This is a genomic window from Corynebacterium sp. c25Ua_89 (genome assembly GCF_047459735.1).
GTDB lineage: Bacteria > Actinomycetota > Actinomycetes > Mycobacteriales > Mycobacteriaceae > Corynebacterium > Corynebacterium simulans.
On the sequence record NZ_JASBOD010000007.1, the window covers coordinates 56116 to 80300 of the forward strand.

Below are 24185 nucleotides of genomic sequence, written 5' to 3' on the forward strand. Positions count from 1 at the left end.
GCTTCAAGCAGGATAAAAGGAACTAAGCGGTGACGCCGTGGCGTCGCCGTGCATGCGTTTGAGCACGTTCTCGGCGGAAATTAGGCACATCGGCACGCCCACTCCGGGCACTGTCGTGGCACCAGCATAGTAAAGCCCGGCAACCTTGGAAGAGACGTTCTTTCCGCGCAGGAACGCAGACTGCGCCAGCGTGTGCGCCGGGCCGATCGAGCCGCCGCGCCACGCGTGATAGCGTTCTGCAAAATCCGCTGGGCCCAGCGTGCGGCGGATTACGATGCGTTCTTCCAAGTCTGCGATACCGGCCCAATCCCCAATCTGCTTTACGGCAGCGTCAGCAATGGCCTCCACGTGGGCAGAAGGACTATCGCGGTAGGCGTTGCCGTGTCCCAGCGCGGAATCAGCCGGCACCGGAATGAGCACGAAGAGATTCTCGTGGCCTTCCGGCGCCACGTCGGGGTCCGTCGCCGAGGTCTTGGAGATATAGATGGAGTGCGAACAGTCCAGCGGACGGGCTGGCTCAGGGCCGTGATAGACCGCGCGGAAGTCCGGCGCCCAGTCCTTGCTAAACAACAACGTGTGGTGTGAAAGCTCCGGAAGCTTGCCCTTCACTCCGAGCAGCACCAGCACGGTTCCAAGCCCCGCATCGCGCCCAGCAAAGTACTTTTCCGGGTAGGTGCGCAGGCGTTGTGGGAGGAGTGTGTTCTCGGTGTGGTGAAGATCGGCGGCGGAAACCACGGCGTCGGCAAGCAGCTTTTGCGTGCCAGAGGCGTCGGTGATGCGCACGCCCGTCGCGCGCGGGGAGGCGCCCGCTGTGAGGATGCTGGTGACCTCCGCGCCCAAGCGGAACTGCACGCCGGCGAGCTGGGCCTGCTTGGCGATGGCGCGCACCACCGCGTCGAAGCCACCCAGCGGGTAGCGCACGCCCTCGACCAAGTCCGTGTGGCTCATCAGCGAGTACAACGCCGGCGCCGCCGCGGGTTCGCTGGATAAGAACACCGCCGGATAGCTGAGCACCTGGCGCAGCCGGTAATCGCTAAAGGACTGCGCCACATGTTTGTCCAGGGTCCGGACAAGTAGCTGCGCCAGCATACCTAGTCGGGAGCGAACCGCGGGGCTTAAAAGCTCGCGGGGACTGCTGAAAGTGGTGTAGAGGAACTTCGATAGTGCCACGTTGTAGATGTCGCTGGCCTGGGCGAGGTAGGCGCGGATGCGGGCGCCGGCGCCGGGCTCGATGGTTTCAAAGAGTTTGGCGACTTTCTCAACGCCGGTCTCGACGTCGAGGAAATCACCATCGTCGTTGTAGATGCGGTAGGCGGGGCTGAGATCGATAAGCTCGAGCTCTGCCTGCGTGGACGTGCCACAGAGCTCAAAGAAGTGGTCGAATGCCTCTGGCATCAGGTACCAGGATGGGCCCGTATCCCAACGAAAGCCCGCTTCTGTCAGGCTGCCCGCGCGGCCGCCCACTTCTTCTAGTTTGTCCACCACGGTGACCTTCTTGCCGCCGCGTGCGAGCAACGCTGCGGTGGCAAGGCCGGCGACGCCTGCCCCGATGACGATGACGGTCTCGGGCTGCCCGATGGAGCGGGCACCGGTACCGGTGGTGGAGCGGATGGTAGAAAGGCGGGGCAGTTTCATCAGTTGCTCTTTCTTAAAGAATGCAAGGTGGCGCGGCTTAAAAGCGCTAGCTTGCGTGGGGTGCTGACGCGGGTGCGTTGGGAAAAGACGGCGTCGGCAGGCAGTGCTGCAAGGTCGTTGGTCAAGGCCTCAAAAAGGTCTGTGGCGGCGCTGACACCTACACGCGCCGAGAATGGAAGCTTGCCGGTAACGGCGCGGGCAGTGGCGAGATCGCTGCGGATATCAGCGATGAGTAGGTCTTTGTCCTGCGCGCTCAATCCGCCGTGCCCTGCCTGCGGGAAGTAGCTGCGGCCAAGCTGTGCGGTATCCGCGCCGAGGTCGCGTAAAAAGTTGACCTTCTGAAAGGCGGCGCCGAGGCGCCGTGCACCCGTCTCGAGCTGGCTCAGCTCGGGGTCAGAAACTGGATGATCTACCAAGAAAGCAGACAGGCACAAAAGCCCAATGACCTCCGCGGAGCCGTAGATATAGGCCTCGAGATCTTTCTCGTCGGCGTAGTCGCACTGGTGAAGGTCGCGGCGCATCGACGCGAAGAAGGCCCGAATGTGCTCATTCTTGAACCCGCAACGCCTGGCGGAAATGCCATAGGCATGCAGCACAGGATCGGTGTGAAAGCGTTGCGAAGGTGCGCACAGAACCGCCTCTTCGTATGCATTGAGGGTCTGCTCGACTTCTGTTGTGTTAAGGCCCGCGGCGGCTGCGGCGCCGTCGACGATTTCATCCGCTATGCGCACCACGGCATAAAGATTGCGGATATCGGTGCGCGTGCGGGGAGCGAGCAGCTCGGAGGCAAAGGAAAAGCTCGTGGAATAGGCCGCGATGATTTGTGCTGCGGCTCTTTGGGCACTTTGGTCATAGCGTGGCAAAGGCTGAGTGGGGAAGCGAGAAATCCCAAACACAATCGGCCACCTTAATCCACGGGGCTAAAAAATAGCGCGAGAAAAGTATAGGGCCCTAACCTGAAAAAATAACAGGTTAGGGCCCTCATCGGGGTGGCTGACGGGGCTCGAACCCGCGACACCCAGGATCACAACCTGGTGCTCTACCAGCTGAACTACAGCCACCATCGCTGCCTTAAAAGCAGCACGGATAAGATTAACTCACGCCGCGTAAATTACAAAAACGCCTGGTAATCGGCGGTCGTTGTTGCCTTTGCTTCGGCTGCTTCCTCGGAAGAGGGGCCCTCGTCGGTGCGGAAGACGCTGCGGCGGTAGTAGTCCAGCTCGCGGATGGACTCGATGATGTCCTGGAGCGCGCGGTGCGCCATACCCTTGTCTGGCTGGTTGTAATAAGCGCGCGGGAACCAACGGCGGCTGAGCTCCTTGATGGTGGAAACGTCAATCATGCGGTAGTGCAGCGCTTCATCCAAGCGCGGCATGTAGGCGCGGATGAAGGTGCGGTCCGTGGCAATCGAGTTGCCTGCCAGGGGAGCGGGATGCTCGGGGTCGCAGTGCTCAGCGATGAGCGCCAAGACGGCGTCTTCGGCTTCCCGCAGAGTGGTGGTGGATTCGCGGATTTCCTTATCCAGGCCGGAGTTGGCGTGCATGTTGGTGACAAAGTCATCCATCTCAGCGAGCTCCGCTTCCGTGGCATGGACCACTAGGTCGATTCCCTCACCAATGACGTTGAGGTTGCCATCAGTGATGATGGCGGCCACCTCCACGATGACGTGGCGCTTCGGGTCGAGCCCGGTCATCTCCAAGTCAATCCAGACGAGTCGGTCATTCTTCGGGGCGATGTCAGTCATGGGTTTAACCTTAGTCCTCCTAGAGCCGCGCTTGTCGACGCCTCCCTTCCCACTGTCTGACTCAATCCACCGGCGTGGCAGGTGTGGTGGGGGTAGGCAAAGGGTGTGTTTTGGTACAGATAGTTCAGTTTTTCTAAATGGTTTGCGTTAGTGGTATTGACGGTTCTTGAGCTGTGCATTAAATTTCGGTCAACCGACAGGTAATGTGAAGAATTAGATTCTTCCAAAACATTTTCGTGATTATCCTCACAAACTTCGATTGAAGTAGTGCATGATTCTTTATGTCACCTTCTATGTTAGAGCTCACAATTTTAGAAAGTAGGTTCCCTCATATGGCCGGGTTCTTGGATGCTCTCAACTCCCTCATTTGGTCCCCAGCACTCGTGTTCCTGTGCTTGGGCGCCGGTGTCTACTTCACGATCGTGACCAAGGGATTGCAGATTCGCTGTATTCCCGACATGATTGCGCAGCTGAAGAACGGCGAGAAGTCAGACTCCGGTGTTTCTTCTTTCCAGTCCCTGATGATTTCGCTCGCCGGTCGCGTCGGCGTCGGCAACATTGCCGGTGTTGCCACGGCGATCGCCTTCGGTGGCCCAGGTGCTGTCTTCTGGATGTGGGCGGTGTCGCTGTTGGGGTCCGCTACCTCATTCGTGGAATGTACTCTCGCCCAGGTCTACAAGGAAAAGGATCAGGACACCGGCGAGTACCGTGGTGGCCCGGCGTACTACATCGAAAAGGCTTACCGCCACACCTCTGTGGGCCCGTTCATGCTGGTCTACGGCGTCATCTTCGCTGTCTCCATGATTCTGGCTACCAGCTACTTCCTCCCAGGCATCCAGGCCAACGGTGTGGCCGCTGCAGTGGAGAACGCCTGGGGCGTCAACGTCACTTGGTCCGCAGTCATCTTGGCTGGCGTCTTGGCCTTCATCATCATCGGCGGCGTCAAGCGTATCGCTAACTTTACCTCGCTCATCGTTCCATTCATGGCAGGCGCTTATATCATCATCGCGTTGACCATCCTGTTCATGAACTTCGGCGACATCCCACACGTTTTTGGCCTCATCGTCAAGTCTGCATTTGACATGGAAGCAGGATTCGCGGGCATGCTGGGCTCTGCAATCATGTGGGGCGTAAAGCGCGGTATCTACTCTAACGAGGCAGGCCAGGGCACCGGCCCGCAGTCGGCAGCAGCTGCTGAGGTTTCCCACCCAGCAAAGCAGGGCTTCGTCCAAGCATTCGCCGTCTACGTCGATACCCTCTTCGTCTGCTCGGCCACCGCCTTCATCATCATCTCCACTGACATGTACAAGGTCTTCGAAGGCGAGTCCGAGGACGGCGCCGTTCGCTACGCCGGCTCCCTGCCGGATGGCATTGAGGTCGGCCCAGGCTTCGTTCAATCTGGTATGGACTCGATATTCAACGGTGTCGGCGCTTCCTTCGTGGCAATTGCTATCGCGTTCTTCGCCTTCACCACCGTTCTGGCTTACTACTACATGGCAGAGACCAACCTCACCTACTTCAACCGCTGGATCAAGAATGCTGGCGCACGGCGCGCGCTGGTGTGGGTCCTGCGCGTCCTCATCATCATCTCCGTCATCATTGGTGCCACCACCACCCCGGGCTCCGCATGGGCATTGGGCGACATCGGAGTGGGCGCCACCGCATGGCTTAACATCATCGCCGTCCTCTTCCTCCAGGTCCCGGCACTCAAGTGCCTCAAGGACTACAGCGCGCAGAAGAAGGCTGGCAAGGATCCGGTCTTCGACCCTGAAGCTCTGGGCATCAAGAACGCCGACTTCTGGGTAGAGCGCAAGAACGCTCGCTCTTCCTCTGCAGCCGAGTAAGGCACACCAAAAGCAGGCTCGCGGAAAGAGTGGGAGTGCCTTAGGCCATCTTTGAGTAGAAGCTGCCGATGAGCGGTGCGGCAATCGGGGTAGGGATGATTTGGCCAAGCGTATTCATGGCCTTCGACAGCGGGCCCGGCACCACGCGGCGCTGGTTGCGTGCCATAGCCTCTAGGGTCTCTGCGGAGCAGGACTCGTAGGTGGTCCATAGGAAGTCAGGAACTACCTTATCTACGATGGACTGCTCCTCTTCCGGGATGACGGCATCGCGCACCGGGCCGGGGGCTAGCAAGGTGCAGCTGACGCCAGAGCCTTTGAGCTCGTAGTGCAACGCCTCGGTGAAAGCGTTGACGCCTGCCTTTGTAAATACATAGGTGGCGTTGTTCGGAATCGAAACGTTGCCCGCTGCAGAACCAACGTTGCAGATAGCGCCGGAGCGACGCGGCAGCATCTGGTCCAAAGCGGCGCGGGTCAGGCGGTGCACGGCCTTGCCGTTGAGATCGAATTGCTTGTTCTCATAGTCCCAGTCCTGGTCCATGAATTTACCAAAGCTGGCGATGCCCGCGGAGTTGACGGTGATGGAAATCTCTTTGCTGGCCATGAACTCGATGACGCGGTCGACGTCGGCTTCCTTTGCTAAGTCGGCGGCCAGAGCGATCGCATCGATCTCGTGCTTCGTCTTCAGTTCATCTGCGATGCGCTCGAGGACTTCCTGACGGCGCGCCACCAAAATGACGTTATAACCGCGGGCGGCGAGATCGCGCGCCATCGCCTCGCCGATGCCCTGGCTAGCGCCAGTAAGTAGCGCATAGGAATTGCGGGTGGGTGCGGGAAGACCTGCGTTTTTAGCCATTGTGATTGTGTCCTTTCGCCGAAAAGAAGTTTTCAACCAGCGTAGACGAAAGCAAAATATCAGGGTGATTCTCGGGGTTCTACCTGATGCGTGTGGCCTGCTGAGAGGCTTTAATGGAAGGTACACACTAAGAAGAAAGGACAATCGTGAATAACCGTTTGACCCGCTCGAGCACGGATTGCTACATCGGAGGTGTGTGTGGCGGCATTGCTCAGACCTACAACCTGGATCCCACGTTGGTGCGCGTCCTCTTCGTTGTTGCCACTTTGGCAGGCTTTTCCGGTGTGCTGGCTTATCTCATCCTGTGGGTTGTGATGCCGGTAGGTAGCTAAGCCCTACTGCAGTGGCCCAAAGCCCATGAACCTATGCCAGGTTTCCCATTCATCGCGGAGCCTGGCTGCGTGGCGTGCGGGGCTGGCGACGTCGTCGATAAGCACCGCGTCCTGCATGCGCACGCCATTGTCGAAGAACAACGCCGCGTGCCCGGAAGCGCCATAGCGCACGACGGGAACGAGGTTGAGGCCGTCGAAGGAAAGTTGCGCATTCGGGCGTACATCAAGGCCTGCGATGGCGGCAAGCGTCGGCGCCAGGTCCATCGGGGAGACTAGCTCTAGGCACGGCTCCACCAGTTTTTGATCCGTAACACCTGGCCACGACAGCGACATCGGCGAGGGCCCGCCGCTTAAGGAACACACAGCAAGGACGCTGTGCTTGGCGACGGCGCGCAACCGCGCCGGCTCCGCAGGTTCCTCGAGCAGCCGGAACACAGGCTGCTCAGCAGTACCGGGGGCCGAGTCGATGTCCTCGCTGATGAGATAGCCGGCCTCGCGGAAGATATCGGTGATGCGGGTCGTGGCGCCGCGCTGCGGATACTGGCCGGTCAGAACGGAATTGCGCGATTGTGCGTATTCCGGCGAAGGCGCCCATGCGTTGGCAAAACGCATGCCGATGAGCGCTTCTTCTGGGGCAGTGACGAAGGTGGCCAGCGTGATATCCATGCTTGTCATTTTAGGCGCGCTTACTAAGCCAGACCGATAAAACCAAAGAAAAGGCCACCAATCTGTGGAAGAAACTTCCCAGTAAAGTGGCCTTTTCGGCGGTGCCCCCAGCAGGACTCGAACCCGCGACACATGGGGTAGAAACCCACTGCTCTAATCCGCTGAGCTATGGAGGCTTAGGCCTTCATCTTAGATCAGCCAGCCTCGCGTACTAAAAGTAGGGCTTAGCGTCTTAAGCCTTGTCCTCTTCTGCCGAGTGGGCGGACTTGTGAAGAAGGGTTTCTTCGCTCTCGCCGCCTACGGAAAGGATGAGATCTACCAGCTGGTTGGCGGCAGGGGAAAGGTCGCGGTCGCGGCGGTAGATGAGCAGGGACTGCATCGGTGGGATGCCCTCTGCAATCTCGCGGAGGTGAATGCCGCGGTGGTTGAGCGCTTGCGCCGAGCTCGGGACAAGGCACACACCGATGCCGCCGGAAACCAGCGGGAGGCCGGTCTGGAGGGTAGAGATTTCTTGGACGCGGCTAGGGACGGCGTCCGGGTGCTTGGCAAAGACCTGGTCCAGCAGCTCAGGAAGGCCAACGAATTCAGGGTTGCGCGGAGGCAGGATCCACGTTTCTTCCGCGATGTCGTGAAGGGAAACAGGGTTGGGCAGGTGCTGGAGGCGATCCGGTACGGCGACGCGGAATTCCATCTCGCTGGCTACATGGACGTTCAGCTCGTCGTGGTAACGCTGGGCAAATGCGCGTGGGTCAGTCGAAGGCATCAGGCCTAGGTCGATGGAGCCTTCGAGGACGCGGCGCAGGGTTATGGTCGGTTCCGGATCGTCCAAGAAGATGTTGACATCAGGGGCGCGATCCACCATGCGGTGAAGAACCTCTGGCATAAACAGCCAGTTGAACTCCGGCGCAGACGCGATAGAGACGCTGCCGGCGGTGCCGCTGGCGATCTCGGTGATGTGCTGCGCGGCGTCGCTAAGCAGGGTGTTCATCTTCGCGGCGATGGAATAGAGGTAGTCGCCCGCTTCGGTGGTCTTAACACCAGCGCGGCCGCGGGTCAGGAGCTGAACGTCAAGCTCCTTTTCGAGCTTACGGATAGAGAGACTTAGAGAAGGCTGAGTCATGTCTAGAGCTTCAGCCGCATGAGTGAAAGATCCGTAGTCCACTACGGAACGAAAGTAGAGTAGCTGGCGTGAATCCATAACGAATAATTATGCCAGAACTTAAAAGATTATTTGTTTTAGGTAAGAAGACGGTTTGGGCGGTAGACTGCGCCTATGGAAAAACGGGAAGAAACTGCCAGCTCAGCGGCTCGCGCGGCTTCGGCAACGGTTTCGCCGGCGCAGGGCGCTGCGTCCAAGAACACAGTTTTCAAAGGTGGAAAGCGTGGCGCCAAAGGTGCTACAACGGTCAATCTCGCGGCTCTTATCGTTGCCGGGCTGGTTGCTGGCGTTATTTCCCTGTTCTTTCTGGCGGAGTCGCTCGCGGCATTGGGCATTCCCGATCCGGGGCGTTTGACCACATTCGGCCTGCCATTTTTCCGCGGCGTCGCCTGGATTTTAATGGCGCTGTCGGTGGGCTCGTACATGGTTTCAGCCTTTCTCGTTGCGCCGCAAATTCCTGAGAAAGACAATGATCGTCTCATTGAGTCGCGCTTAAGCGTCGATGGACACATTGCCGCCCGCACCGGCGCCCTGGCGGCTTTTGGCGTGGTAGTGGTATCTCTGCTGGAAGTGCCGCTGGTTATGTCCGATCTGACGGGCACGCCTTTCCTTAAAGTCCTCAACCCGCAGCTGATGGGCATGGCGCTGGATAGCATTTCCACCTCCCAGGCCTGGTTGGTCACAGCCGCCCTCGCGGTTGTCGCCGGCGTGCTGGGCCTGGTTTCTAAGAAATGGTCCCTGCAGCCCATTGCGTTTTTCTTCGCGCTCATGCAGATTGTGCCCCTCGGCATGGAAGGTCACTCTGCTTCCGGCGGCGACCATGATTACGGCACGAACTCCCTGCTTTTCCACCTTTTCTTCATGGTGCTTTGGGTGGGCGGATTGCTGGGGCTTATAGCCCATAGTCGCCGTCTGGGCCCAGGCATGCCTACGGCCGTGCGCCGATACTCGGTGGTTGCTTTCATCTCCATCGTGGCTATGGCCGCCTCTGGCGTGATTAATGCGCTCATCCGCGTTGAGCTAGCAGACCTGTTTAGCACCCGCTATGGCCTCATCATCGTCGCCAAGGCGGTACTTACTGTCCTGCTTGCCGTCTTTGGACTAGCGCATCGCCAGATCACCATGCCGCAGCTGGAGCGCCGTCCGCTGCTTTTCCGCCGCGTCGCATTCGTGGAGATCCTCGTTATGGCAGCCACAGTGGGCGTGGCTATTTCCATGGGCCGCACGCCGCCCCCGCCGCCGCGCGATCCGAACCTGAACAACATGCAGGTGCTCTTGGGCTACGAGCTTCTCGACGCCCCGACGGTGACCAATGTCTGGACTATGTACCGCTACGACCTCATGTTTGGCACTTTGGGGCTTGTGCTTGCTGCCGCCTATGGTTACGCGCTGCTGCGCCTGCGCCGCCGCGGCCTTAATTGGTCGCGGGCCCGAACCACCTGGTTTATGCTGGGCGCCTTAGGCCTGACCTTCATCATGAGCTCGGGCATCGGCCTTTATATCCCGGCGCTTTATTCCATGCACATGCTGGGACATATGCTCCTTTCCATGGCGGTTCCGCTCTTCCTCGTGCTCGGCGCACCGCTGACCTTGGTGATGGAGGCCTTTGAGCCCGGCGCGCCGGGGCGTCCCACTGTCCATGACTTGGCGGTGGCGGTAACTAAGTCGAAGCTTTTGAAGTTTCTTACCCATCCGGCGGTCAATCTGATTCAGTTCCTGACCTTTTTGTACGTGCTCTACCTTTATCCGGAGTTGTATCAGTTCGCGGTTTCTGAGCATGCCGGCCACGTAATCATGAACTGGGTCTTCTTGGTCTCGGGCTATATCTATTACTGGGAGGTTATCGGCCCGGATCCGCTGCCGTTCCGCGCGCCGACTAACCTGCGCCTTCTGGTGTTGTTCTTCTCGATGCCGCTGCACCTTTTCGCCGGCGTCTACTTGATGCAGCTGCAGAGCGTTCTCGGCGTGGAGTTTTATGAGTCGCTGGGGCTGCCGTGGCACCCGGACTTGCTGCAGGATCAGCGCGTGGGCGGCGGCATCGCGTGGGGCTTTGGCCAGTTCCCGTTGGTCATCGTCTTTGGCAAACTCTTTTTGGACTGGCTGCGCGATGACCGTGCTACCGCTCGCCGCCACGATGCAAAGGCAGAGGTCGACGGCGATGCGGAGCTGGAGGATTACAACGAAATGTTGCGCCGCATGAGCGAGGGCGACGCCACTGGATTCCGGCAGCAGTAATCGTTGCAGTAGAGCCGGTTATTTTTCTGAGCGAAGTTCTTTTTGTGGATAGATCCCCTGCCGCTTCGGGCAGGAGATTAACTTTTGTTGACGCTTCCAACAAGTTATCCACAGCTAGGAAAATTGGCCCTTGTGACAGTGCTAGGACGCTAGCGATGATTCGAGCAAGGAAGGCATTTACACGACCTCCTTAAAACACCGCGAGGCAGGAAGACCTGCACTCATAAGTTCGCTAGCTCAGCAAAGGATTTTCTAAAGCACATGTCTCAGCTACCAATCACCATCACAGGACACCTCACGCACGAACCCGAGCTCATCAAAGTCAACGCCGACATGTACAAGGCGCGCCTGCGCGTGGCATCCTCCCGCCGCATCCCGGTGGATAATGCGGACAACGGAGTCCGCGAGTGGCGCGATACCGACCTCATCTACATCGACGTGGAGCTGTGGGGTCAGTTCGCGATCAACGTTAAGAAGTCATTGCACCGCGGAATGCCGGTCATCGTGGTCGGCTCGGTCTGCTCCGATTCCTGGCTGGCGCCCGACGGCCAGAATAGGTTCCGCACCTTTATCAAGGCTTTCTATGTCGGCCTAGACCTAAACCGCTACGTTATCTCCTCCCGCAAGCTCGAGCGCGTTTATGAAACCGACGGATTGGAGGCACCTGCTTCGGGCGAGACGATGCCGGAAGTCGATGTGGACAGGACGGAGTCGATGGCCGCAGGTGCCGGCGCCCAAGACCATGACGATAAGCACGACACCGCAGCCGACCGCCGTCAAGCTGCGCATAGTAAGGCGAATGCAGCCGAGGAGACATTCGAGGAGGCCGAGGCGCCCGCCGAACAATCGGTAGGCAGCTAAGCACCGCCTCGTGGGTGCCTGCGACCTGGGCGCCCCGGGGAGGTGCAAAGCGAGGGATTGAAATCACACGCTAATCCCAGCCCGGGGCGCTAGGTACATCCATGTCATGTACTCTTTGTTGTGTTATAAACCATTCCCAAGTTCAAGCAAAGGGTGAAACATGGGCGAATTCATCTACACGATGAAAAACGTGCGTAAGGCAGTCGGTGAGAAGCTCATTCTCGACAACGTAACGATGGCCTTCTACCCAGGCGCCAAGATTGGCGTTGTCGGCCCGAATGGTGCAGGTAAGTCCTCCATTCTGAAGATTATGGCCGGCATTGATCAGCCTTCCAACGGTGAAGCATTCATCGACCCGGGCAAGACTGTGGGCATCCTCCTGCAGGAGCCACCGCTCAACGAGGAAAAGACGGTCCGCGGCAATGTGGAAGAGGGCCTCGGTGACATCTTCGAGAAGAAGCAGCGCTTCGAAGCTATCGCGGAAGAGATGGCTACCAACTACACCGACGAGCTCATGGAAGAAATGGGCAAGCTGCAGGAGGAGCTGGACGCTGCCGACGCCTGGGAGGTCGACTCCAAGATTGAGCAGGCGATGGAAGCTTTGCGCTGCCCGCCTTCTGACGCCCCGGTAAACAACCTTTCTGGTGGTGAGCGCCGCCGCGTTGCTCTGGCGAAGCTGCTGCTTTCAGAGCCTGACCTGTTGCTGCTCGACGAGCCAACCAACCACCTGGACGCCGAGTCCGTGGAGTGGCTGGAAAAGCACCTTGCTGACTACCCGGGTGCCGTCCTAGCCGTTACCCACGACCGTTACTTCCTCGACCACGTCGCGGGTTGGATCTGTGAGGTTGACCGCGGCAAGCTCTACCCATATGAGGGCAACTACTCCACCTACCTGGAGAAGAAGGCCGAGCGTCTCGAGGTTGCTGGCGCCAAGGATAAGAAGCTGCAAAAGCGCCTGAAGGAAGAGCTCGCCTGGGTTCGTTCCGGTGCCAAGGCACGCCAGGCAAAGAACAAGGCTCGTCTCCAGCGCTATGAGGAGATGGCTGCTGAGGCTGAGCAGTACCGCAAGCTCGACTTCGAAGAAATCCAGATTCCTACCCCTCCACGCCTGGGCAACAAGGTCGTTGAGGTCAAGAACCTGGTCAAGGGCTTCGACGGCCGCACCCTGATCAAGGATCTCTCCTTCACTCTGCCGCGTAATGGCATCGTGGGTGTCATCGGTCCGAACGGCGTCGGTAAGTCCACCTTGTTCAAGACCATCGTTGGCCTGGAGCAGCCGGACGAGGGCACCGTCGAGGTTGGCGAGACCGTCAAGCTGTCCTACGTTGACCAGGGCCGCGAGAACATTGACCCAGAGGCAACCGTCTGGGAGGTCGTTTCTGACGGATTGGATTACATCCACGTCGGCCAGAACGAAATGCCTTCTCGTGCATACCTGTCCGCATTCGGCTTCAAGGGCCCGGACCAACAGAAGCCTTCCAAGGTGCTCTCCGGTGGTGAGCGCAACCGCCTGAACCTGGCACTGACCCTGAAAGAGGGCGGTAACCTGATCCTCCTCGACGAGCCAACCAACGACCTGGACGTCGAGACCCTGGGCTCCCTGGAAAACGCTCTAGAGAAGTTCCCGGGCTGTGCAGTGGTCATTTCCCACGACCGCTGGTTCCTGGACCGCACCTGTACCCACATCCTCGCGTGGGAGGGCAACGTTGCAGAAGGCCAGTGGTTCTGGTTCGAGGGCAACTTCGGTGATTATGAGAAGAACAAGATCGAGCGCCTCGGTGAAGACGCTGCTCGCCCGAGCCGTGTTACCCACCGCAAGCTGACCCGATAAGAGTGACCACTAACTAGTAAAAGGAATCAATGTCTTCTGAAAAGGTGCACGCCCATTCTGTAGGGGTACGGTGGTCGGACTTCGACATGTACGGCCACATGATGAACGCCAACTATATCGAGTTGGCGCAGGAGGCCCGCCTGGCATTTGCCATGGACCATTTCTACAAGCAGGGTTTGGAACTCATTGCGTTCGTGCGTCATCTCGACGTCGACTATGTTCGCCCGCTGAAGTGGGATGGAAAGAATTCCACCGTCACTGTAGAGACTGCTGTGGTACGCCTAGGCAATACCTCGTTTACCACCCGGCAGGAAATCAAAGACGGTGCTGGCAACGTAACTTGCGTGGTCACCTGCACCCAGGTGGTCATCGATAAGGTAACGCAGGCGCCGCGTCCCGTCTCCGAGGAAGAAAAGAAAATCATCACGGAGAATGCTTTGGTTAAGCTGGACGCATAGCGCGAGCCAAATCCGGCTCGATGCGTGAGCAGTTTGTCTAGGAGGGTCTGCAGACCATGGTTCATGAATCACTCGAATTATTAAGTGGTGGACCTGGTTTGCGGGCCCTTCTCGCACGTGCGGTGGGGTTGGATGCTTCGGCAGTGGTGCGCTTGCGTCAATTCGACGCCCAGACCGTCGAGGCTTTCGTTACCACTCCGTTCGAGGTCGTCGCCGCCCGCCGCATAGAGGCCGTTGTGTCCCGCGATGGGTCAGTGGTTTCCGCGCAGACCCTGCATGATGCGCTTGTGCTCGCCGGGATTGAGTCTGCGACGCTGGACCTAGGCCCAGCCCGCGATCCTTCTTGGCCCGGTGCGCTGCCGCCAGCCACGGGCTTTCAGCTTATCGACACCCTGCCCGTCGAGGTGGTCCGTGAGCTCTCGAATAAAGGCCAACAGTTAGCGCGCCAGTTCTCTGGCCCAATGGGCCCGCCCGCCAGCTTGTTGAATCAGACCGTGGTCACGGTTAGCGGCGGTGCGGAGCAAGAGGTTGAGATTCCCATGCGGATGATTTTTGCCTGCACGAGCCTAGGCCTAATTCCCGGTTTTGCTGCGCCCATGGATATCCCACGCCACCTGCGTGTCTCCGGCCTCGGTCGGTGGGTACGCGTCGACGCGCCCTTCGGTAGCGTTTATCGCTCGACGCGCTTGTCCCTCTTTTAACTCGCTACAAATGCGCCGCGGGCCCTCCGAAAGCCGTCCAGCCGAGCGGGCCAAAAGAGTGGCTGAGCTCGAAAAATACACGGTTTATTTGCGTCATTCTAAGGATGGTAGCGGTGTGCTATGGCCCCGCGAGCAGTGGTAAAAAATCACACTCGAAACCATTTGTGTTGTGCGTTACTCTTTGAGAAGGAGTGTATCCATCAAGATTATCTTGTTTAAGGAGTTCTAGAATGCGCATTGGCGTCCCTAAAGAAATTATGAACAACGAAAACCGCGTTGCTCTGACCCCACTTGCGGTGCAAACACTCCTAAAAGACGGACACGAGGTGCTGGTGGAAACCGGCGCTGGCGTGGGCGCTTCCTTCCCTGATAGCGATTACGAGGACGCCGGTGCGCGCATCATGCCTACCGCCGCAGAGACTTGGGAGCAGGCGGAGATGGTGGTCAAGGTCAAGGAACCGCAGGCCTCCGAATATGGCTACCTGCGCCCAGACCTCATTGTGTTTACCTACCTGCACCTGGCGGCGGACCGGCCGCTTACCGATGCCCTCGTAGAAGCCAAGGCCACCTCGGTGGCCTACGAGACTGTTACCGACCGCCACGGCACCTTGCCGCTTCTTACCCCGATGTCTCAGGTGGCGGGACGTCTCGCGGTGATGGAGGGCGTGCACCACCTCTTGTCCACGCAAGGCGGCCGCGGCGTGCTGTTGTCGGGCGTTCCGGGCACGCAGGCCGCCCGCGTCGTCGTCATTGGCGGTGGCCAGGTCGGTGCCTCGGCCGTGGCGATGGCCCGTGGCCTACGCGCCGAGGTGACGGTTCTGGACCTGGATCCGCATGTGCTGCAGCGCTTCGACGAGCAGTACCAGGGCACCGTCCGCACGCTCATTTCTGACCCAGCCACCCTGGAGGCGGAGCTCCTAGAAGCCGATCTCGTCATCGGCGCTGTCCTTGTGCCAGGCGCCGCTGCGCCGAAGTTGGTGCGCGAGGAAACAGTCAAGAAGATGAAGCCGGGAGCTGTGCTTGTCGACGTCGCGATTGACCAAGGCGGCTGCTTCGAGAACTCGCGCAAGACTTCGCACGATGAGCCGACCTTCAAGGTTCACGACACTTTGTTCTACTGCGTGGCCAACATACCGGGCGCGGTGGCCAACACCTCTGCGCGGGCGCTGAACTCGGCAACGCTGCCGTACATTCGCGCAGTCGCAGCGCAGGGTGTCGATGGTGCCATCGAGCGCTTCCCAGGCTTGTCTGGCGGTGTGATGACCCGCGACGGCAAGCTCATTTCTGAGCCGGTGCGCCGGGCCTTTAATTGGGAGGATTAAACCCTAGCGATTGATGAGCATTTGCGCCACGCGCTGCATGTGATCCCAAATCATGTGGCGATAGGCCGGCGGAATCGTCTGCTCATCGATCTCTGCCAGGGAATTGCCCATGAGCTCTAACCAGCGGTCGTGGGCCTGCTGGTCCACGGGGTACGGGGCGTGGCGCATGCGCAGGCGCGGATGCCCGCGGTTTTCGCTGAAAAGCTGCGGGCCGCCCCAGTACTGAACCAAGAACCATTTGAGGCGCTCCTCAGCGCCCTCCCAATCGGCATCGGGGTACATCGGGCCGATGACGTCGTCGTTGCGGACTTGGGCATAGAAACCGTGGACCAACTTTTCGAAGGTCTCCATGCCGCCGATTGCCTCATAAACGCTGGCTGGCTGCTTTTCAGACGGCATGATTTAAGCCTCGTTTCCTGGGTTCGAAGTGTTGAGGCTTTCTACCTGTGCGTCTGGAGCCTCGTCCATGTCAAAGAAGGTCACGCCCTGTGGGTACGGGGTATCGATGTCGTTGGCATGCATCGCGTTGAGAATCTTCGACTGCAGTTTGCGCTGCACGCCCCACTGCTTACCCGGCAAGGTTTTGACCACGACGCGGAAGGACATATGGTCGACCTCGAGGCTGGAAATTCCGTTGACGTCGGGCTTGTCTAGGAGGTCGTCGCGGATGGCGTCGTCAAGCGCGGCTTCTTCAACCGTCTTGGAGATGACGTCGAAGGCTTTATCCGGGTCGTTGGAAAGCGCGATCGGAACTTGCACGCGGGCCACGGAGTAGTGATCGGAGTGGTTAGCCACCTGCAGGATCTCGCCATTGCGGACGTACCACAGGGCGCCGTCGATATCGCGCACGGTAGTGATGCGCAGGGAAATCGACTCAACGTCGCCGAAGACACCGTTGCCCAAATCGATGGTGTCGCCGATGCCGTACTGATCCTCCAACAACATGAAGATGCCGGAGAGGAAGTCCTTGACCAGTGACTGAGCGCCGAAACCAAGGGCAACACCGACTACACCTGCGGAAGCTACAAGTGGGGCGACGTTGACGCCGACCTCGTCCAGGATCGCGAGTACGGCCCAGACCCAGATGAAAATGCCCGCGGCGGAACGGCCCACGCTAGCCAAAGTCTGCAGGCGGGAAACGCGGCGCGCCTCGTGGGATTTGGACAGTGCGGTTTCCTGTTTTGCAGCTTTGCGGCGCGGGCGAACTTGGGACTTCAGGCGGCCGTTTTTGATGCTGTTATCTGCCAGCTTCGTGATGAGGCGACGTAACAACCAGTGGCCGACGATCGCGATGAGAAGGATGATAGCCACGTGGATGGGCTTATCCACGAGCCATGCTTGAGTGGTTTCGTTCTCCCAGAAGCCGGTGAGGTTATCTACTGCCTCTTGTGGGGTGGTCTCGCCTTGGGCGAGCGTCATATGCGGTGCGAAATTAGGACTCATAGTGCTTTCTATTTGGGGAAAGTGTGCGAGGGGCGTGCGGTGACGGGGCCAGCAACGATGGGCTAGCCAAATCTGCTACGCGCAACCACACCATGGTACGTAAAGGGCAATCGTTGGGCATGGCCCGAGGGCTTGGCGTTGCCTAAAGTTCCAGTTCAGCGTCGTGTTAAGTGCTGCAATGAATTTAAAGAAGCAATCCGCGGGCAAAGTGGACAGCTTTGTCTACAATTTTCAGACATGACTGTTAAGCGTGCTTCTGGATTCCACTCTCGCTCCATCCATGCTGGCTACCAGCCCGATAGTCACATGGGCAGCATCAACGTACCGATTTATGCCTCGACCACCTTTCAACAAGATGGTCTGGCGCAGTTGCGCGGCGGCTATGAATACGGGCGCGTGGCTAACCCCACGGTGCGCTCGCTCGAGCTAACGCTTGCCGCATTAGAGAACGCGCAATATGCGCGGGCTTTTTCATCTGGCATGGCGGCCATCGATACGCTGTTGCGCATTATCTTGCGCCCGGGTGACCACGCCATCTTGGGTAATGATGCCTATGGTGGAATGTATCGCCTGCTCAACAACGACTATGGCCAGTGGGGGATTGAGCTTGACATCGTTGACACAAGCGACGTCGCGGCGGTTGCTGGGGCCATCCGTGAAAGCACCAAGCTGATTTGGCTGGAAACGCCAACAAACCCGGCGCTGAATATCACTGATATCGCCGCAGTTGCCGCGCGCAAGGGTAGCGCCCAAGTGGTCGTGGACAATACCTTTGCCACTCCATACCTGCAGAATCCGCTTGAACTGGGCGCGGACCACGTGGTGCATTCCACCACCAAGTACTTGGGCGGCCATTCCGATGTGTTGGGTGGCGCGGTGGTGACAAATTCCGCTGAGATGGACGAGCGCTTGTTGTACTTCCAAGGCAATGTCGGTGCGGTGTCTTCGCCCTTTGATGCATATCTCACCGCCCGCGGCATTAAGACGCTGGGGCTGCGGATGGATAGGCACTGTGAAAATGCGCAGGCAGTAGCTGAATACTTGGAATCGCGGCCCGAAGTAAAGCAGGTGCTGTATCCGGGGCTACCGACGCATCCGGGACATGAATTGGCTGCACGGCAAATGCGCGGCTTCGGCGGCATGATGTCGGTGCGCTTCAATAACGAGGAGCATGCAAAGCAGATTTGCGTGAACACGAAGCTGGTCTCACTCGCGGAGTCGCTGGGCGGCGTGGAATCGTTGATTGAGCATCCGCAGAATATGACCCATGTTTCGGCCGCGGGCTCTGAGTTGGTTCCGCCGGCGGACTTGGTGCGTGTCTCGGTCGGCATCGAGGATATCGCCGACCTTATTGCGGACTTCGAGCAGGCTTTGGATGCCTTGGATTAGAAAAGCGGCGGCCTTCCTCGAACAGATACCCAGGGCTGGGCACCCAGACCTCCTAGATAGCCTCGTTGGATTATTCATCAGCCGCGAAGTCGAACAGGAGGTCTTGGTTTCCAGCCCTGGGGATTTGAGTAAATGGTGAGGATAGACAGGGCGCAGGGGCGCGCTAGCGAAGTACCGCCAACAGCGAGCCGGCGGTGCGGTCGGTCTCCTGCAGCATCAGCGGGTCGGTGCCAGGCATCGGGGAGATGGTGGTATCCGGCCATTGCGAGTAGGTAGGGATGCCGATGACGTGCAGGCGCGGGTCGACGCTGCCGTCGGGGCGAACCACCTTGCGCTCCCACGTGGTCTCTGGGGAGCCGGTGGGGTTGCCATGGTCCAGGAAAGGGCGAACGCGGTCCTTAAGCGATACCGCTAGCGGGTCGGATGGGCGACGCACGTCGGGAGAGTGCATCCACGCATCAATCAGCCATGGGCTCGAAGCAGAGCGAGGGCCGGAAGTCAGCGTGAATTCGTCGTCCCAGTTCAGTGCGGGGCGGCCGCCCAAGAAGGAGACCACGCCAGCATCCACGAGAGCGAGCAGCTGGCGGACGCGGAACAGGGGTGGGCCGGAGCCGACCATCTGGCCAAAGGCCATGAACTCTTTGTAATTGCTGGTGCGTGACTCCCAGTCCAGGCGGCCTTCAGAGCCTGCGATGGCAGAGGGCTTGCGGGCGGAGGAAACCGCCCACAGCGCAGACTTCAGCGGGGAATCCTGAGCGGCATCGGCGGCGATGATATCGCCCGCCAAGCTGTCCGCGATATACGCGGTGAGCTCTTCTGCGGTGGAACCCGTGAAAGCATCCAACGGATTGACCCAGTGGGAGAGATCGAGCGGCTCGGCAGAAACATCTTTGAGTGCCGCATTGAGCTCCTGGGAGATGCCGACGATGTTTTGGGTATTGAGTTTCGCCGCATCGATGCGCGCGATGATCTCTTCCAGTGGAACCTGCAGTGCCGCAGAGCTAACGCGGGCCTGTGTCTCGTAGTACTCGGCATAAGCATCGCGAGCGATGTGGGGGAGTAAGTCGCGGCCGAAATCGAACTCGCCGCCTTCTACCTTCGCGAGTTGTTCGCGGAAGCGCATAAGTTTCGCGCGTGGTGGAAGTGAGTGATAGTCAGACTTGGGAATATAGGGGTAGCCGCGGCCCGAGGAGGCGATGAGGTGCGGCTCGTTGCCGGAAGGCTTGTAACGCAGACCGGAGCGAGTGGACGCGTCTTCGTGGAAGACACCGCCGCGGTCGATGGTCAGCAGCGCCATGATGTCGAAGAAGCCCATGCCCAGGCCGCGCACCAAGACGTCTTGGCCGGCAGGGATTTCGGCAATGTCCTGTTCCACCGGGTTATTAGGGCGTACCCAGTGGAGCGAGTCGGAGGCGGCGGTGGCCTCAGCAAGGTGCTGCTCAGAGTCGTTAAGGCCCGGCACCTGCCAGCCATAAGCCAGCACGGTGGAATCGGCGGTGACGCTAGAACCGTCGGCAAGCTCGATGACGTCTTGCGTGCCTTCTTCGCGCACAGCAACCGCGCGGGAGGGGTGATTTGAGACGGTGACAGTATCTGGCAACTGCGCCAATGCCACCTCAAAAGCCCAGCGCAGATAAGCGCCATAGAGCGCGCGGGAAGGGTTGGACTCGGGGCGGCTGGACTCAATTTCGGCGCGAAAGGACTCGTCGATGGTGACGGGGTGGGCGTCGAAAAGCGCCTGCTTTTCTGGAGAGATGCCCTCGCGCTCGCCGCGCAGTAGCTGAATCCACTCGTACTGAATGGGGCCCTCGAGAACCGGGGCGCTCATGGTGGAGCCGGGCTCGGTGAACAGTGTGACCGCACCGGCGAGGGTGTTCATGCACAGCGTCTGGGTTTGTTCGGTGTCCCAGATGCGGCCGGCGCCGAACTGGGCGTCGTCGATGAGATGCAGCGTGAGGGCGGGAGAGTCGCTGCGGGTATTGAGGTGCGCGGCCAACCGCTCTATCACGGAGATGCCGCGAGGCCCCATGCCAACGATGGCGATGGAGGGGGTTGAATCTGGCGAAATCATTTAATTCATCCTTTGAGGCGAGCTTGTGGGCTCGCCGTTTTGAGAATTTTTCTAGACCGGACTGTCTATGTAATTAATACTAACATGTCTATGTTGTGTTAATTTGCATGGCTAATAGCAACCTCTTTAAAACTCGAAGGCTTTAGAAAGTGAAACTGATTCGCACCATCGCCAGTGTGGTGGGTGCCGCGGCCCTTCTTACAGGATGCGCGACATCGACTGGCGCGGGTTCTGGAGATGAAGACAACGTCCTGACCTATCTCGAACCGCAGTTCTTCCGCACGCTGTATCCGCCAGCGGCCGGCTTTTATCCCAACGGTGGCGTGGTCAATCAGCTCACCGACCGTCTGCTGTACCAGGACCCGGAGACCCTTGAACTTTCTCCATGGATCGCCACGGAGATGCCGAAGGTCAACGAGGACGCCACCGAGTACACATTTAACATCCGCACGGATGTGACTTACTCCGACGGCAGCCCGCTGACCGCAGAAAACGTGGTGCGTAACTTCGATCTTTATGGCTTGGGTGATACCGAGCGCACCCTGACGGCCTCGGAGCAGATTGCCAATTATGAGCGCGGCGAAGTAGTCGACGAAGACACTGTGAAGTTCTACTTCTCCGAGCCTTCGCCGGGCTTTTTGCAGGCTACTTCCTCCTATAATGCAGGCCTGCTCGCGGATAGCTCTCTGCGGCTGGACAACGAAGGCTTTGGCCCCGGTAATGCAAAGAAGTTCGTGGGTTCCGGGCCATTCGTGGTCGACGAGGAGAAGATCGGCACGGACCTCGTGCTTAAGACCCGCGAGGACTATGACTGGGCGCCACCGGCCGTAGAGCACCAGGGCCGCGCCGACATCGACGGCGTGCATTACATCCTGGCAGCCGAGGAATCCGTGCGCACGGGCGCCATCATCTCCGGTCAGGCAGACATCGCCCGCCAGATCTCTGCCCCGCAGGAGTCGCTGCTGGAAGACAAGGGTGTAGACATCTTCTCCCGCGGCACCAATGCGATTAACAACCAGCTGGGATTCCGCTTCAATCACCCGTTCCTGCGCGATAAGCGCGTGCGCGAGGCCATCATTCACGGCATCGACCGCGAGGAAATTATCCGCGTGCTCTTCTCCGAGTCCTACCCGCTGGCCAAGTCTTCCGTGGCCGAGACCGGCTTGGGTTTCAAGGATCAGTCGACGGCCTATACCTTCGACCCGGAGGAATCGAAGCGTCTGCTTGACGAAGCCGGCTGGAAGCCCGGCCCCGATGGCATCCGCGTCAAGGACGGCAAGCGCCTGGTGCTGCGCTCGAATACCGCGCTGCCGCAGCCGCGTTCCAAGGAAGTCATGACGATGGTCCAAGATCAGCTGGGCAAACTGGGCATCGCCATCGAGATTAATCCGGGCGACCAGGCAACTCAGAACGCAGATGCGAAGTCCATCGATAAAGTGCAGCTCTACCACATCATGGTCGGCCGCGCGGATTATGACGTTATTGCCTCCATGTACTCGGTGAACAACCGCGACGCCCTGCTCAACCAGGACGAAGAAGGCAATCCTCTCGACGCGAAGCTGGAAGAGCTGCTGGATAAGGTGACCTCCAGCCCCAAGTCTGAAGACCGCAAGAAGGCCGTCGAAGAGGTGCAGGATTACCTCACCGAACAGGCCTACGTCATTCCTTTTTTCGAGGAGCCGCAGGTCTTCGCGGTATCGCCGCAGGTTTCCGGTTTCCACACCGAGTCGGTGGCCCGCCCGTGGTTCTACGAGGTCAGCTTGAATCAGGAGGAGAAGTAAATGACTGCTCGACAATTAGCTGCCCGCATCGGGCAGGCACTCGTGGTGCTGCTCGTGACTTACACGGTGGCCTTCTTCCTGCTTTCCGCGCTGCCTTCCGACGCCGTGATGTCGCGCTTTGGCGACCCAGCACTGGGCCTTTCGGAGGCGGAGATTGTCGCCATCCGGGAGGAAATGGGCGTCGATAAGCCGCTGCTCGTGCAGTTCTTTACCGGGCTTGCAGGCTTTTTCACCGGCCATTTCGGTAACTCTACGCAGACGGGCGCGGCGGTATCGACGCTGATTGCCGACGCCCTCCCGCACACCCTTATTCTCGCCGCGTGCGCGATTGGCCTGGCCATCGTCGTGGCGCTCATCGTGGCCTTCCTGGCTACCTTGCCGGGCCTCGGCGCGATTGCTACCTTCTTCCGCGGGCTGCCATCTTTCATGGTCTCCCTGCCCGGTTTCTGGATTGGCATCCTGCTCATCCAGGTCTTTTCCTTCCAGCTGGGCTGGGTGCGCATCATCGAGCCTTCCAGGGTAGAGGGCCTTATCCTGCCGACCCTGACGCTGTCGGTGCCGATGGCCGCACCACTTATTCAGGTGCTGATTCGCTCCATCGACGAGACGCAGTCGATGCCCTTCGTGCAGGCGGTGCGCGCTCGTGGTGCTACAGAATCTTGGATCTTCTGGCGCAACATTCTGCGCAACTCCCTGCTGCCGGCATTGACCATGGCGGGCCTGCTCTTCGGTGAGCTGGTCGGCGGTGCCGTGGTGACGGAGACCGTCTTCGGACGCAACGGCCTGGGCTATATGACTGCCCAGGCGGTCTCGAACCGCGATACGCCGGTGCTGCTGGCCGTGGTTCTGATCGCGGCTACCGCTTACGTCATCATCAACCTCGTGGTGGATCTGCTCTACCCAGTCCTGGACGTGCGCCTGCGCCGTCCTACCACCGCTACTGCAGGAGCGACCGAATCCGCGAAGGGAGCCCGCGCATGAGCGTTCCAACCTCGAATAACACAAACGCGCAACCCACGCAGCTGCGCCGCAACCGCCACCACGTTTCGCGCGCACAGCGCAACCCGTGGACCAGCCCAGCCTCCATCCTCGCGCTGGTGATCCTCGCGGTGGCCTTCCTGGCGGCTTTGGTGCCGGGCCTTTTCACCAACTCGGATCCTTATGCCGGCACCGACGTCGCTCTTTTGCACCCCAGCTCTGAGCACTGGTTCGGCACCGACGCGGTAGGCCGCGACCTGTATGCCCGCGTGGTCTATGGTGCGCGTCAGTCACTCATTGGCGCGCTCATCGCCGTGGCAGTGGGCCTTATGGTGGGCACGCTGCTGGGCCTTCTGGCCGGCTCGCTGCGCGGCTGGGTGGATGCGGTCATCATGCGCGTGGTGGACGTGTTGCTTTCCATCCCGGGCATCCTGCTTTCCCTGTCCATCATCATCGTGCTGGGCTTTGGTTCCCTGCAGGCCGCCGTCGCGGTGGGTGCGACCTCTATTGCCACCTTCGCCCGTCTGGCTCGCTCGCAGGTGATGTCCGTGGCCGGCTCCGACTACATTGAGGCCGCCTACGGCGCCGGCGCGACCCCCATGCAGGTCATGGCGCGCCACATCCTGCCGAACTCCCTGACCCCGGTCATCGCCCTGGCTACTTTGCAGTTTGGTTCTGCAATCTTGCAGCTTTCCATCCTCGGCTTTTTGGGCTACGGCGCTCCGGCCCCGACCCCGGAGTGGGGCCTCATCATCGCCGAAGGCCGCGATTTCATGGCCACCGCTTGGTGGCTCATCATCCTGCCGGGCCTGGCCATCGTGGCCGTAGTGGTCTCTGCCAACCGTCTATCCCAGAACTTCCGAGCGGAGGCTTAGAAAAACA

General features: G+C 59.6%; 21 protein-coding genes and 2 tRNA genes. 12 read left to right on the top strand and 11 right to left on the bottom strand.

Annotation, left to right across the window (positions count from 1 at the left end; translation table 11 throughout):
- Nucleotides 1-3 precede the first annotated feature (3 nt).
- The 4 genes from crtI to orn all read right to left on the bottom strand — a co-directional run bounded on the left by crtI (nt 4) and on the right by orn (nt 3379).
- A complete protein-coding gene (gene crtI, locus QKB66_RS10555) occupies nt 4-1635 on the bottom strand; it encodes a phytoene desaturase family protein (protein ID WP_414253254.1) in 1632 nt (543 codons plus the stop codon).
- A complete protein-coding gene (locus tag QKB66_RS10560; RefSeq protein WP_311518570.1) occupies nt 1635-2531 on the bottom strand; it encodes a phytoene/squalene synthase family protein in 897 nt (298 codons plus the stop codon). The genes crtI and QKB66_RS10560 overlap by 1 nt, the downstream gene beginning before the upstream one ends.
- A 92-nt stretch (nt 2532-2623) precedes the next feature.
- Nucleotides 2624-2696 (bottom strand) — tRNA-His (locus QKB66_RS10565).
- A gap of 50 nt (nt 2697-2746) precedes the next feature.
- Nucleotides 2747-3379 carry an oligoribonuclease gene (gene orn / locus QKB66_RS10570; RefSeq protein WP_248092946.1) on the bottom strand — a complete coding sequence of 211 codons (633 nt, stop codon included), beginning with the start codon at nt 3377-3379 and terminating at the stop codon, nt 2747-2749.
- Between the two features lie 332 nt (nt 3380-3711).
- Between orn and QKB66_RS10575 the strand changes: the two genes are divergently transcribed.
- On the top strand, nt 3712-5223 hold the full coding sequence (locus QKB66_RS10575; RefSeq protein ID WP_414253255.1) for an alanine/glycine:cation symporter family protein: 1512 nt from the start codon (nt 3712-3714) through the stop codon (nt 5221-5223).
- A 40-nt stretch (nt 5224-5263) separates the two neighbouring features.
- Here the strand turns inward: QKB66_RS10575 and cmrA are convergent, their stop codons facing one another.
- Nucleotides 5264-6076 (bottom strand): mycolate reductase, encoded by an 813-nt coding sequence (gene cmrA / locus QKB66_RS10580; protein WP_414253256.1) that lies wholly within the window; start codon nt 6074-6076, stop codon nt 5264-5266.
- Between the two features lie 146 nt (nt 6077-6222).
- On the opposite strand from cmrA, the gene QKB66_RS10585 reads away from it, so the two are divergent.
- Nucleotides 6223-6408, top strand: coding sequence for a PspC domain-containing protein (locus QKB66_RS10585; RefSeq protein ID WP_414253257.1), 186 nt, complete (start codon nt 6223-6225; stop codon nt 6406-6408).
- Between the two features lie 3 nt (nt 6409-6411).
- Here QKB66_RS10585 and QKB66_RS10590 read toward each other — a convergent pair whose 3' ends face one another.
- The 3 genes from QKB66_RS10590 to QKB66_RS10600 all read right to left on the bottom strand — a co-directional run bounded on the left by QKB66_RS10590 (nt 6412) and on the right by QKB66_RS10600 (nt 8272).
- Nucleotides 6412-7074 (bottom strand): hypothetical protein, encoded by a 663-nt coding sequence (locus tag QKB66_RS10590; RefSeq protein ID WP_414253258.1) that lies wholly within the window; start codon nt 7072-7074, stop codon nt 6412-6414.
- A 102-nt stretch (nt 7075-7176) separates the two neighbouring features.
- A tRNA-Arg gene (locus QKB66_RS10595) sits at nt 7177-7250 on the bottom strand.
- Between the two features lie 56 nt (nt 7251-7306).
- A complete protein-coding gene (locus tag QKB66_RS10600) occupies nt 7307-8272 on the bottom strand; it encodes a LysR family transcriptional regulator (protein ID WP_248092950.1) in 966 nt (321 codons plus the stop codon).
- Nucleotides 8273-8347: 75 nt separating this feature from the next.
- Here QKB66_RS10600 and QKB66_RS10605 point away from each other — a divergent pair, with 75 nt between their 5' ends.
- From QKB66_RS10605 to ald, 6 genes are all read left to right on the top strand, one after another.
- The gene (locus tag QKB66_RS10605) at nt 8348-10468 is read left to right on the top strand and encodes a cytochrome c oxidase assembly protein (RefSeq protein WP_414253259.1); all 2121 of its coding nucleotides are present in this window, start codon (nt 8348-8350) and stop codon (nt 10466-10468) included.
- Nucleotides 10469-10729: 261 nt separating this feature from the next.
- Entirely contained in the window at nt 10730-11329 is a 600-nt protein-coding gene (locus tag QKB66_RS10610) for a single-stranded DNA-binding protein (RefSeq protein ID WP_311518604.1), read from the top strand.
- Nucleotides 11330-11489: 160 nt separating this feature from the next.
- A complete protein-coding gene (gene ettA / locus QKB66_RS10615) occupies nt 11490-13160 on the top strand; it encodes an energy-dependent translational throttle protein EttA (RefSeq protein WP_061924239.1) in 1671 nt (556 codons plus the stop codon).
- Nucleotides 13161-13189: 29 nt separating this feature from the next.
- A complete protein-coding gene (locus QKB66_RS10620) occupies nt 13190-13618 on the top strand; it encodes an acyl-CoA thioesterase (protein WP_061924236.1) in 429 nt (142 codons plus the stop codon).
- A gap of 56 nt (nt 13619-13674) precedes the next feature.
- Nucleotides 13675-14319 (top strand): hypothetical protein, encoded by a 645-nt coding sequence (locus tag QKB66_RS10625; RefSeq protein WP_414253260.1) that lies wholly within the window; start codon nt 13675-13677, stop codon nt 14317-14319.
- Between the two features lie 230 nt (nt 14320-14549).
- The gene (ald, locus tag QKB66_RS10630; protein WP_414253261.1) at nt 14550-15641 is read left to right on the top strand and encodes an alanine dehydrogenase; all 1092 of its coding nucleotides are present in this window, start codon (nt 14550-14552) and stop codon (nt 15639-15641) included.
- 3 nt (nt 15642-15644) lie between these two features.
- Here ald and QKB66_RS10635 read toward each other — a convergent pair whose 3' ends face one another.
- Nucleotides 15645-16040: a globin gene (locus QKB66_RS10635; RefSeq protein WP_062037523.1), complete on the bottom strand. Its 396-nt coding sequence runs from the start codon at nt 16038-16040 to the stop codon at nt 15645-15647.
- 3 nt (nt 16041-16043) lie between these two features.
- On the bottom strand, nt 16044-17084 hold the full coding sequence (locus QKB66_RS10640; protein ID WP_414253262.1) for a mechanosensitive ion channel family protein: 1041 nt from the start codon (nt 17082-17084) through the stop codon (nt 16044-16046).
- A gap of 237 nt (nt 17085-17321) precedes the next feature.
- Between QKB66_RS10640 and QKB66_RS10645 the strand changes: the two genes are divergently transcribed.
- A complete protein-coding gene (locus QKB66_RS10645; RefSeq protein ID WP_414253263.1) occupies nt 17322-18473 on the top strand; it encodes a cystathionine gamma-synthase in 1152 nt (383 codons plus the stop codon).
- A gap of 163 nt (nt 18474-18636) precedes the next feature.
- On the opposite strand, the gene QKB66_RS10650 is transcribed toward QKB66_RS10645, so the two are convergent.
- A complete protein-coding gene (locus QKB66_RS10650) occupies nt 18637-20544 on the bottom strand; it encodes an FAD/NAD(P)-binding protein (RefSeq protein ID WP_414253264.1) in 1908 nt (635 codons plus the stop codon).
- 149 nt (nt 20545-20693) lie between these two features.
- Here QKB66_RS10650 and QKB66_RS10655 point away from each other — a divergent pair, with 149 nt between their 5' ends.
- From QKB66_RS10655 to QKB66_RS10665, 3 genes are read left to right on the top strand one after another with little or no spacing between them, the layout of a single operon-like run.
- Nucleotides 20694-22325 (top strand): TIGR04028 family ABC transporter substrate-binding protein, encoded by a 1632-nt coding sequence (locus tag QKB66_RS10655; RefSeq protein ID WP_414253265.1) that lies wholly within the window; start codon nt 20694-20696, stop codon nt 22323-22325.
- On the top strand, nt 22326-23306 hold the full coding sequence (locus QKB66_RS10660; protein ID WP_062043516.1) for an ABC transporter permease: 981 nt from the start codon (nt 22326-22328) through the stop codon (nt 23304-23306).
- Nucleotides 23303-24178 carry an ABC transporter permease gene (locus QKB66_RS10665; protein ID WP_062043519.1) on the top strand — a complete coding sequence of 292 codons (876 nt, stop codon included), beginning with the start codon at nt 23303-23305 and terminating at the stop codon, nt 24176-24178. Before QKB66_RS10660 ends, QKB66_RS10665 begins: the two co-directional genes overlap by 4 nt.
- Nucleotides 24179-24185 lie beyond the last annotated feature (7 nt).

What these genes read in the sequence shown, in the direction of transcription:
- QKB66_RS10625 (WP_414253260.1), top strand. Translation starts at nt 13,675, where the DNA reads ATGGTTCATGAATCACTCGAATTATTAAGTGGTGGACCTGGTTTGCGG.
- QKB66_RS10605 (WP_414253259.1), top strand. Translation starts at nt 8,348, where the DNA reads ATGGAAAAACGGGAAGAAACTGCCAGCTCAGCGGCTCGCGCGGCTTCG.
- QKB66_RS10575 (WP_414253255.1), top strand. Translation starts at nt 3,712, where the DNA reads ATGGCCGGGTTCTTGGATGCTCTCAACTCCCTCATTTGGTCCCCAGCA.
- QKB66_RS10600 (WP_248092950.1), bottom strand. Translation starts at nt 8,272, where the DNA reads ATGGATTCACGCCAGCTACTCTACTTTCGTTCCGTAGTGGACTACGGA.
- QKB66_RS10620 (WP_061924236.1), top strand. Translation starts at nt 13,190, where the DNA reads ATGTCTTCTGAAAAGGTGCACGCCCATTCTGTAGGGGTACGGTGGTCG.
- QKB66_RS10665 (WP_062043519.1), top strand. Translation starts at nt 23,303, where the DNA reads ATGAGCGTTCCAACCTCGAATAACACAAACGCGCAACCCACGCAGCTG.
- QKB66_RS10640 (WP_414253262.1), bottom strand. Translation starts at nt 17,084, where the DNA reads ATGAGTCCTAATTTCGCACCGCATATGACGCTCGCCCAAGGCGAGACC.
- cmrA (WP_414253256.1), bottom strand. Translation starts at nt 6,076, where the DNA reads ATGGCTAAAAACGCAGGTCTTCCCGCACCCACCCGCAATTCCTATGCG.
- crtI (WP_414253254.1), bottom strand. Translation starts at nt 1,635, where the DNA reads ATGAAACTGCCCCGCCTTTCTACCATCCGCTCCACCACCGGTACCGGT.
- QKB66_RS10590 (WP_414253258.1), bottom strand. Translation starts at nt 7,074, where the DNA reads ATGGATATCACGCTGGCCACCTTCGTCACTGCCCCAGAAGAAGCGCTC.
- ald (WP_414253261.1), top strand. Translation starts at nt 14,550, where the DNA reads ATGCGCATTGGCGTCCCTAAAGAAATTATGAACAACGAAAACCGCGTT.
- ettA (WP_061924239.1), top strand. Translation starts at nt 11,490, where the DNA reads ATGGGCGAATTCATCTACACGATGAAAAACGTGCGTAAGGCAGTCGGT.
- QKB66_RS10650 (WP_414253264.1), bottom strand. Translation starts at nt 20,544, where the DNA reads ATGATTTCGCCAGATTCAACCCCCTCCATCGCCATCGTTGGCATGGGG.
- QKB66_RS10645 (WP_414253263.1), top strand. Translation starts at nt 17,322, where the DNA reads ATGACTGTTAAGCGTGCTTCTGGATTCCACTCTCGCTCCATCCATGCT.
- QKB66_RS10635 (WP_062037523.1), bottom strand. Translation starts at nt 16,040, where the DNA reads ATGCCGTCTGAAAAGCAGCCAGCCAGCGTTTATGAGGCAATCGGCGGC.
- QKB66_RS10660 (WP_062043516.1), top strand. Translation starts at nt 22,326, where the DNA reads ATGACTGCTCGACAATTAGCTGCCCGCATCGGGCAGGCACTCGTGGTG.
- orn (WP_248092946.1), bottom strand. Translation starts at nt 3,379, where the DNA reads ATGACTGACATCGCCCCGAAGAATGACCGACTCGTCTGGATTGACTTG.
- QKB66_RS10610 (WP_311518604.1), top strand. Translation starts at nt 10,730, where the DNA reads ATGTCTCAGCTACCAATCACCATCACAGGACACCTCACGCACGAACCC.